Source organism: Candidatus Magnetaquicoccus inordinatus (assembly GCF_004217665.1).
Lineage (GTDB): Bacteria > Pseudomonadota > Magnetococcia > Magnetococcales > Magnetaquicoccaceae > Magnetaquicoccus > Magnetaquicoccus inordinatus.
In genome coordinates this window covers 1-9661 of the sequence record NZ_RXIU01000139.1, presented here as the reverse complement: position 1 = coordinate 9661, position 9661 = coordinate 1, and the positions used below count along the sequence as shown (strand labels likewise).

The window sequence follows — 9661 nt, the reverse complement described above, 5'->3', positions numbered from 1 at the left end:
AGCTATCCGCTCATTGGGTTTGAGAATCGCAGGAAGCACAACCGAATGCTGCCAGGGCAAAACCAAAAAAAGAAACAACAGCAAAAACACAAATAACGCACGCAGCCCATAACCACCCCTCTGCAAAATGGTCGCTCGCATCCGATACCAAACCTGCCACTCCGCAAACAAGGGACGCACAATAAACCAACCAATCTCCACCACAAAAAGAGCTATCCCCACCACCTTGATAAAAAAGTGATAGACCAAAAAAGCAATACCCAAAAACAGCAACAAACGATAAAGCCAAGTGGCCCAGGCAAAAATCAGCAACCGCCAACGCCAGGCACTGGGAAAAATTTCTGGAGGCGCCACCCCAAGAGCAAACAACCACTCCCGCAACTGCCAACGAGCCAGCGCAAATGCCCGCTGATGGAGATTGGCCATATCCAAAATATCCATCAACAAAAAATATCCATCAAAACGCATAAATGGACTAAGATTAATCGCCAACGAAGAGAGCCAACTGACAGCCGCAAAAACAAACAAGGTATCGCGCACAACACCAGGAGGAAAAAACGACCACAACAAGGTGGACCAGGCGGCCACAGTCAACTCTGCCAGCATCCCCGCCGCTGAAACCGCCAGACGATCCTCCTTGCGAGAGAGCTTCCAGGTTTCGTTCACATCGGTATACAACACGGGCCACAACACCAAAAAGGCTACCCCCATGGTGGGAACACGACAGCCAACCCGTTTGGCCGTATAGGCATGCGCCAGTTCATGGATGATCTTGACTACAGCGATAGCCATGCCATAGCGCAGCATGCCGCTGAAGGTTAAAGTATCCAGCAAAGTGGCATGAAACACCGGCCATTGTTGCAGTAACAGCAGCAGACCACTCAGCAGAGCCGCCAGCGTCAGCCAGCGAAACAGAGGACTAAACAGTGGAGCAACCCAAGGCAAGGTATGCTGCAACAGAGCATCCGGCTCGGCCAGGGGAATGCGAAAATAGAGATAATGGTGCAACAACCACTGACTCCAGGAGAGCCTCTCCCTCTGGGCAATCTGCAGCAGGTGACGGGTATGGGCAGGGGTGTGCAGCAGCGCCAACTGGTGCTGCTGTAAAAATTGGCTGATCTCCTCTACATGCGCTGGCATAATCTCCTGCAGGCTGCTTTCCTGGTGCAAAGCGTCCAAAATGGGCTGCACGGCACCCAACTCCCAGCGGGCGATAATTTCAAAAGCTACCCAACCCAAACGAAAAAACAGATTGCGCGCCGGATCGTGCAAAGTCCATTGTGGTGAACCATCCCATGCGGCAGGAGCCGGATAGATGCGCAACTCTTCACGCAGCGTCGGCCACATTCACACCCCCAAAAATTGACGGATAAGAGCCAATGGACGACGCAACAGCCAATAGGCAAAAGCAACCGGCTCCCCATCAATGCGCACTGTTCCCTTAAGACCAAGACGCTGCTGTTGCGTACTGCTGGTCAGCTCGGCACGCAGACGATAAGCCAAAGTGCCATCGGCTCTGGGCAGCACTTCATAGGTGATATAACGCAGTCGAGCATGGAGAGGATGCAGAGGATCCACATTCAAAAAGAGAGTGAGTGCCGCCGCCTCCGGCAGGGGAATGCGATCCTCCGGCGCCAGCCAAGCCTCCAGTTCGGTATCCTGTTCATCAGCAATCGCAATCAGCTTTTCCCCAACAGTGACCGCACGACCAACCCATTCCGCAGGATCATCCATCACCACCCGCCCGCTGCGTGGCGCCTTGACTCGACTGCGCTGCAATAAATCCGCCAGCAACAGCAGCTCCGCTTGCCGCTCTTCAATCCGTCCAGCAATCACCCCCAGTTGCGCTTTGGCTTTGCCATCACTAAACCCCTGCTGGGCAGAACGCTCATATTCGCTGCGCGCTGTACTCAAAGCCCGACGCGCCACCTCAACCTTGCTGCGCGCATTGCTGGTCTCCATTTCAATCAACAGCTCACCTTCACCAACCGACTGGTTGGGAGTGACCAATACACGATCGATAATGCCATCCAGGGGGGCGCGAATCACCGCCGGATCACGCGCCACCAGCTCAGCAGGGGCCAAAACACTCAGCCGTATCGGCACAAAAGCCAGCAACATCAACAACGGCACCAGCAGCCAACCACGCCGGGCAAAAGGTCGCCAAAAAGTGCTGCCCAGCTTTGCCCAACACGAAGGATGCTGCCACCAGGCAACAGACAAAGCATAACTGCCTGCCACCTCCTGCAACAACTGCACCTCCTCTGGACGCCACGGCTCATCTCTGGCCAAACCAAGCACTGCCAACAGACGACGATCCGGCGTGGTCAGCGGCAACAACAACAAAAAGGGCGGTAACCACTCCAACCACTCCTGCTGCAAGCTGGCATCATGATCGTCAGGCAGCAACACGCAAGGCTCGGAAAGGCCAGCAAGCCGCTCACGCAGCAGACCTTGCAGCCAAAGCACAAAAGGTGCGTGCGCCTCCGCCTGGGCAATACCAGAAAGGGTCACTACCTTGCCCTCCTGATCCCATAACATCGCCTGTCGATAGGGAAACAGAGAGTGGCTCTCATTGACCATGATAAAGCGCAGCTCCTGCAGCGAGGCAGCCTGCCGTGCCCTCTGCGCCAAAGCCAACAGAAGAGGCAGAGCCATGGAAAACTCTGCGGCTGGCATGCTCATGGTGCAGCACTGCTGGCCGTCTTCTCTGCAGGGGGTGACAGTTGCACTCTGCCACTCATCCCGGCAAGCAACTCTGGATTGGCAGTGTTCAATACCCCCACCACTTTGATGGTATGGCTTACCGAATCCACCTTCGCCCCCAAACGGGTGATCTGCGCCGGATAGCTTTTACCCGTTTCCAAAACATGTATCTGAAACGGACTTCCAGGACGCAACGCCGAAAAATAGGAGGATGGAGCAATAAATTCCAACTCCATGCTGCTGTCATCCAAAATATCCAGCAGCGCTTGCCCCGCCTGCACATATTGATGCTCACGCACCTTCTGCTCCACTACCCGTCCGGGAAAGGGTGCAACAAGGGCACACTTGCCCACCAATATCTGCGAGGAGTGCCATCTTGCCCTGGCCTTTTCCGCCTCGGCAGCAGCCATCTCAGCCTCCAACACTCCGCCAGAGTTGAGCTGCAACAACCGTTTTTGTACCGACCTGGTTTTGTCAGCAACTGCCACCGTCGCCCTGGCTTCATCAAGCTGCGAACGCTGCAACGCACAATCCATGCTCGCCAGTGTCTGCCCCTCCTTGAATCGGCTCCCCTCCTGCACGGTCAAGCTCTCGATGCGACCAGCTATTTCAGCAGAAAGTGTGGTATAGCGTTTTGGCACCAACTGCGCATGAATCTCGACCATCGCCTCTTCCGACCAGACCGACGAACAGGGAAACAGTGCCGACAAGAGAGTCAGGAAGAGAGTATGTCGCATCAGGGCTGATCCTCACTCCCCTGCGCGCTAGCCACCTCTGCTGCTGGTGCGGCGGGAGCAGAACCCATCGCAGCCCCTTGTCCACTCCCCTGCGCGCTAGCCACCTCTGCTGCTGGTGCGGGGGCTGCTGTGCTCTGGCTTTTGTTAACCTCCGCTTGCTGGGCCGTCAACTCTGCCGGGACAATCCCCTGGTCCAGATCCCGAAACCGTCTTTCCAGCAATTGTCCCAAGCCATCCAAATCGCCGCTGCCCAGATTTTCCGGGAAAGGATCGATACCAAGGGTGGTCTGCAGGCGTCCCAGATTAAACTGCAGCAGCGCAAAGGATTGATACCGGCGCAGATCGGCGGTAATGGCCGAGGTCTGATTGCTGATGCGCTCCAAAATGCTTTGGGCACTGTTTTCCTGGCGTTTGGCAGCGACATCCGCCAGACGGGATTCAATTTTGGCCTGCTCGCTGGCCCGTTGAAACTGCTGTTGGGCATGATTAAACTGATGATGGATGACATGCACCTGCGCCAAAATGGCCATGCGCAGCGCCAAACGTTTCATCTCGGCCACCTGCTCCACCGATGCCGCCTGCTGGATGTTTTCCGGTGCCGAAAGAATGTTGAAAAGATTGAAGGTGAGCCGCCCAGAGGCTTCACTCCAGCCGTTATTGATCAGAAAACCGTTGCTGTCATATTGCCGCGAGGTCGATAGTTGAATGCCGGGCAACAAACGCAGCAGCGCCTTGCGCGTATCATCCACGGCAATCCGGCTTTGATAGACCTGCTCGCGCAGATCGGGATTGTTGGCAAAGGTCATCACCTCCATTTCCGACAACGGCATCCGCCAGACCGGAGGAGTCATCGCCGCGCTATCGGCGGCGGCAAACAACAGCGGGGTTTGTGGCGGCAGGTTGATCAAGGCTGCCAACTCATATTTGGCCGAAGTCAGCTCCTGTTCCACACTCTCCAATTGGCGCAGATTATCCATCAACCCTTTCTGATAGCGCAAAGCATCAGCAGGATTGCGCAAATTTTCTGCTTCCACCTTGCGCGAGTCGGCCAAAGCCTGTTCAGCCGTGCCGATGGCCTGACGCACCGTAACCTGCAAGGTCTGCGCTGCCACAGCCCGCCAAAAACTGTAACGCACCTCCTGCATCAGATTGGCAATCGACTTGCGCCGCCGTTCCGCAGCAATCAATGCCCGATCACCATTTTGATGGGCCGTATACCAACTGGCACCAAAATCAAGCAGATTCCAAGAGAGGGTCAAATCGGCAACACTGCGGGTCTTATCCAGCGAATAATAGGGGTTGGCCAGAGCCATCTGCCCGGTTACCGAATCGCGACTGGTGGAGGTGGCATGGTCGCTGCGATAAATATAGCCGGCCCCGGCTGTCAGTTTCGGCAGCAACTCAAAACGATCCAGATCCACCTGACCCAAAGCCAATGCCTCCTCCATCATCTTGGCCCGCCGATCCAGGTTATAGGTGACCGCGCGCGCCATCGCCTCATAGAGGGTAAGGGGCTTGCTGAGAGGCGCCAGATTGTGGAACATCAACGCCCGATCCTCCTCCCCCTTGCGGATAAACTCACTGGTGGAGATCGCTTGCGGCTTCATCGAACAGGCGCTCACCCACAATGACAAGGCCAGCAGGCTGAGCATGCGCATGCTGCGACGATGGAAGGTTTGGCTGGATTTCATCATTTTATCCTATAATAATCGATAGTATGCAATAAACAGGTCATGCCCGACGCAGCGCGCGATCCGCACTGTAAAACAGCCGTGCCTGGGCCTGCAACTGCCCGGCACGCTGGGCAGCGCGCATCTGCTCACTGAGCCTGCCAACAGGGAGCGGCTTGCCGGATGCGGGATTTTGTCCCTCCCATTGCTGCTGCAAACGCGCCAAATCCCTTTCGTGGTACAGCGATTTCCAATAACTCTGCGGTTTGTTCTCTTGTCCAGGCTGGTCGCCAGGAGCCGCCTTGTTGTTGCCATCACCCATCTTGATCTGCAGCGTCAGGGTGGCTTCCCGTCCCTGGCTATCCTTGGCCGTTACCGTAATGGTCAGATCGGCATTGCTGCCAGCCGGTGGTTGTCCAGAAAAGGTGCCGCTTTTGGCATCAAAAGTGATCCAGGAGGGAAGTGGCTCCCCGTTGGCCTGCACGGCGGCCAGTTGCAGCTTGGCGTTGCCATCACTGTGGCCAAAACTGTCGGCGCCCAGTTGAAACTGGATCGAACCATCCGCTCGCGGCTGCACCTGAGCAGGCAGATTGTTGGCAATGAGAGCTTCCGAGCGATTATCGCCCCTGCCCTCGCTGCTGAAACGCAATCCGCCCTCATTGGCCGCAACTGCGCTCGGCAGACGCACCGCACTCTCCACCGCAAAGGGGGAGGCAGTGTTGGGCAAAGCTGCCAAAACGGTAGAAAAGTTGTTGCCAGTGCTGGCAGTGGCCGACTGCAGTGAGGAGGCTGGCGACGCCTCCTGCGGATTGCTCTCGCGAATCACCGTCACCGGAGTGGCCCCAATCTCCGGGGTACCCCGTATCACTGTTACCGGATGGGCGCCGATGATGACATTGCTTTTTCCTTGCGCAACTCCACCGGGTTTGTCGCGAATAATGGTCACTCCTGGGGCGGCAGCAAACTCCTCCAAGGAATCTTTGCTGCTCTCCTTGCTGTTCCACTCGCTGCCAGGAGAGGGGGTGGGAGCGCTCTCCGAAGCGGTGGGAAGAAAGGTTTTTACCGGAATGACACTCTCCCCCTCTGGCGTGCCACCCTCCTCCCTTCCCTGCAGATGGACGGTGAAGGTGGCTGTGCTGGTAAGAATACTATCTGTTACCGTAACGGTGAATGTTTCAGTAGCGACCCCGCGCAAGGCGCGCAGTGCCGCCGTATCGGGCATGTAGAGATATTTGCCATCAGCAGTGCTGATAAACAGCTTTCCATACAGACCACCCTTGCCAAGATCATAGGCGGTACCGGCAATGGTCTGCCCATCTGCCGTGCTGCCGTTTTGTAGACCATAGGTAAGCGTTTGTCCGCTATCCCGGTCACTGCCCGCAAGTTGCCCGGTGGCGTTGAGAAAGCTATCGTTGGCGCTCTGGACGCTATAACTGGCCTCCTCCGGTGTGGCCAACTCTGGAGTATCGTTGACACCTTTGAAATGGACAGTACAGGTCGCAGAGCTGGTATTGTTACCATTGGTAACATATACGGTAAAGCTTTCGCTAAAATCGCTGGTCAGGGAGTTGACATCATGGACATCATGACCAGGAAAATAGGTGGTTGGATCAGGGAGAAAGAAATATTGCGTTGAGTAAAGGGAAACAAAAAAATATCCATAATTTCCGACTTTAACAGACATGGCGCCCTGGCGCATCGTAGCATCAATGATCCCCGCGTCGATATCCTGTTCATAATCAAGATTGCTTACCTGCAATATTCCGCCATCCTGGATAAAGATGTCATGTGCAGCAGTATCAAAAAAGGTGAGATCAGCAAGCGGCTCAATCTGCAGCTCCACAGCGCTGACAAAATGGATGGTAAAGTTGCGGGTGACGGTAGAGATGCCGTCACTGACTTGCACAGAGAAATGATCCGAGTCTTCCGAACTGTAGGGGGTATAGATGATGCTGCCCTCCGGGGGAGCAATATCGGTTCCACCGCTGGAGGCCGTGGCCGAAGAGATATCCAGATAGCCCATTTCGGTGCTGCCTTGCCCGCTCCAGGTCAGGGTCTGCTCGCTGTCGGGATCGTTGACATGCAGATAGGAACCCAGGTCGATCTGCGTCGAGTTGATCGACATGGATATGACTTGAGTGGTGCTTTGCACATAGAGGGGGTTGGTATTGTTCACGACCGTGAGGTTGATGGTGCGCGTCACACTGTCTATGCCATCACTGACCTGAATGACAAAGCTGTCGGCACCCACATATCCCCCGTTTGGCGTATAGGAGACGGAACCATAGGGGGTCAGCTCAGAATCACCCGAATCGGCACTGGCATCAATAAAAGTCAGGTTGCCATGTGCGGGAGCAACACTCTGGCTCCAGGTCAGCGTTTGATCATCATCCCAATCATCCACCTGCAGATATTCATTGATATTGACCTCCCGGCTGTTGCTGGCAACACTCAGCGTGCCAGCACCCGACTGCGAAAATACCGGCGCTTCGTTGACAAAGGTTTCCGCCGTAAAAATCAATATGCCGTTTAGTTCGGTGGCAGCACGGGGAGAAGAAGATTCTGACCCAAGAAAGATATCCTTGACCAGATGGGTGCCAATAGCGGTGCCATCACTGACCCATAACTCTGCACCATAGGTTGATTCATTCCATGGCGTGAAATAGAGTTTGTCACCGATTACAGCAACGGGTACAGAAATGCTGCCAGGAGGATCATTGGTAAGATCGATGACCGTACTGACTGTTGTACCATCATAGGAAAGCAATTCATAATTGGGCGGCCCTGAAGTGGCAGTGCTGCCTGTGATATACAATATATTACCCATGGGATGATAGACGGCAACTGACTCAATACCATTTACCCTGGAGGTGTTAGCTGAGGTGCCATCTGTCTTGTATAACTTATCAAAATAACTGAAATATACCAATCCATTAAACTTGACAAACCCCGACACGGGGGAAATACTGCTAAAAAAGCCCCCATTAGACGGCAAAGAGGTGGAACCATCATTGGTTAAATTGAAGGTACCGGCAGAGGTACCATCCGAGACCCATGCCTCCACACCCAAAGCGGAGGTGTAGGCATCAAAATAGAGTTTGTTGTCAACGGCAACGAGAGAGGGTCCGTACATCTCGCGTCGCCTACCTTCTTCCACTTCCCAGTAGATACCGTCCCCGGCATTACTACCCAGATTTTTTACCAAAGTTGTGTTTGCTGCGGTTCCATCCGTGGTTTTCCAAAGCTGCTCATAATTGCTGCCGTATTTGCCAAGAAAATAGACGGCATCGCTTGTGGCGGCAATTGTAGCGTCACCCATGTCGTAGCGCATGCCATTATACCCGAAATCCTTGACCAGTTGGGTTCCGGCAGCCGTTCCATCACTCATCCATAACTGGTTATGGGATCCGAAATCGCCTGAACCATCCTTGGCATGAAAAAAAATCTTATTGCCAAAAACGGTAATATTAAGAATATCGGAACCAGCAATACCACTCCAGATATCCTTCACCATCACCGTTCCCGCAGCCGTCCCATCGGTTTGCCAAAGCTCCTCCCCATTGATCCCATCGTCGGCCTGGAAATAGATCTTGTTGTTGCACAGAACCATCTCTGTGACATAGCCATAGCTGCTGGAATCCTCTCCCGGATTGATGTCAACCAGCAACTGAGTGCCGGCACTGGTGCCATCACTGACCCAAAGCTCGCGCCCTTCGTTTTCGGTTTCAGCAAAAAAATAGGCTTTGCCGTTGAGCGTCACCATTCGATAAATATAGGGATCGCCTCCCGGAACGATCTCTTTGACCAGAGTCGCATCGGTGCCCGAGCTGTTTGTAACATAGATTCCTCGGCTATATCCCAACTGACCGGAAAGTTTTGCCAAGCGTGTGGCATCAAAATAGCTGGCGGCTACATCGATCTGGCCTTGTTCAAGGAGCCAGTCGCCCCCGCTGGCAGGATTGCCGGTGGCATCGGTTGAGGCGGCCACTTGATGGCCGCTGATGGCGGCAATCAGGTGCGTCAACTCCTCGCCTTGTGGCGTGGCGACAAGCGAGCAGCCCAGCAAGTCGATCCGTCCGTCGGCAGTGAGTTTCTGGCCAATCTGCTGCCAAAAGGCTCTGCTATCGCTGTCATAAGCCAGGGTGTAGCGGTTTATCGGCAGCTTGGCCGCAAGGTGCAGTGTACCTGCGGCGCTGGCATGACTGGCAAAGGCGATACTCTCTGCCTGGCCTCCCGCCAAGGCTGTATCCACCTTTTGCAGCAGGGAGTGGCTGTCATCCACTTGGCCATCATAACGCACAACGGTCACACCCTCTTTAACCGCCTCGGCCAACAGTTTATCCTGGGCGATGTCGGAAGAGAGGATCAACAATCTGGTCGCGTGCGGTGCCGTGGCGGAGGGTGTCGGCAGCTCTGTCGCCGCCACACGGCAGGAAGTATCGCCTGCCGTGTCGGCGGCCACCGCAACAACCGGCGCGTTTGGCAAACTGCTGTGGCCGGAGCTGGCTGCCTCCCCCTCTGCGGCCGATGAAGCATGGTTGCTGGCGC

At 55.0% G+C, this 9661-nt stretch carries 5 protein-coding genes; all 5 read right to left on the bottom strand.

Features of this window, described 5'->3' with window-relative positions:
• Window positions 1-1347 (bottom strand): zinc metalloprotease (locus tag EJP87_RS10650; protein WP_478210082.1); only part of this gene is annotated, 1347 nt, incomplete at its 3' end.
• Complete coding sequence (locus tag EJP87_RS10645; RefSeq protein ID WP_227657575.1) at window positions 1348-2685, bottom strand: efflux RND transporter periplasmic adaptor subunit; 1338 nt, start codon at window positions 2683-2685, stop codon at window positions 1348-1350.
• Window positions 2682-3443, bottom strand: a complete 762-nt coding sequence (locus EJP87_RS10640) for an efflux RND transporter periplasmic adaptor subunit (RefSeq protein WP_130471854.1) — start codon at window positions 3441-3443, stop codon at window positions 2682-2684. Before EJP87_RS10640 ends, EJP87_RS10645 begins: the two co-directional genes overlap by 4 nt.
• Window positions 3443-5137 carry a TolC family protein gene (locus tag EJP87_RS10635; protein ID WP_130471853.1) on the bottom strand — a complete coding sequence of 565 codons (1695 nt, stop codon included), beginning with the start codon at window positions 5135-5137 and terminating at the stop codon, window positions 3443-3445. The genes EJP87_RS10640 and EJP87_RS10635 overlap by 1 nt, the downstream gene beginning before the upstream one ends.
• Before the next feature lie 37 nt (window positions 5138-5174).
• Window positions 5175-9661: ELWxxDGT repeat protein (locus tag EJP87_RS10630; protein WP_130471852.1), on the bottom strand; the 4487-nt coding region annotated here is incomplete at its 5' end.

Excerpts from the sequence above, each read along its gene's own strand:
- EJP87_RS10645 (WP_227657575.1), bottom strand. The coding sequence starts at position 2,685 with ATGAGCATGCCAGCCGCAGAGTTTTCCATGGCTCTGCCTCTTCTGTTG.
- EJP87_RS10635 (WP_130471853.1), bottom strand. The coding sequence starts at position 5,137 with ATGATGAAATCCAGCCAAACCTTCCATCGTCGCAGCATGCGCATGCTC.
- EJP87_RS10640 (WP_130471854.1), bottom strand. The coding sequence starts at position 3,443 with ATGCGACATACTCTCTTCCTGACTCTCTTGTCGGCACTGTTTCCCTGT.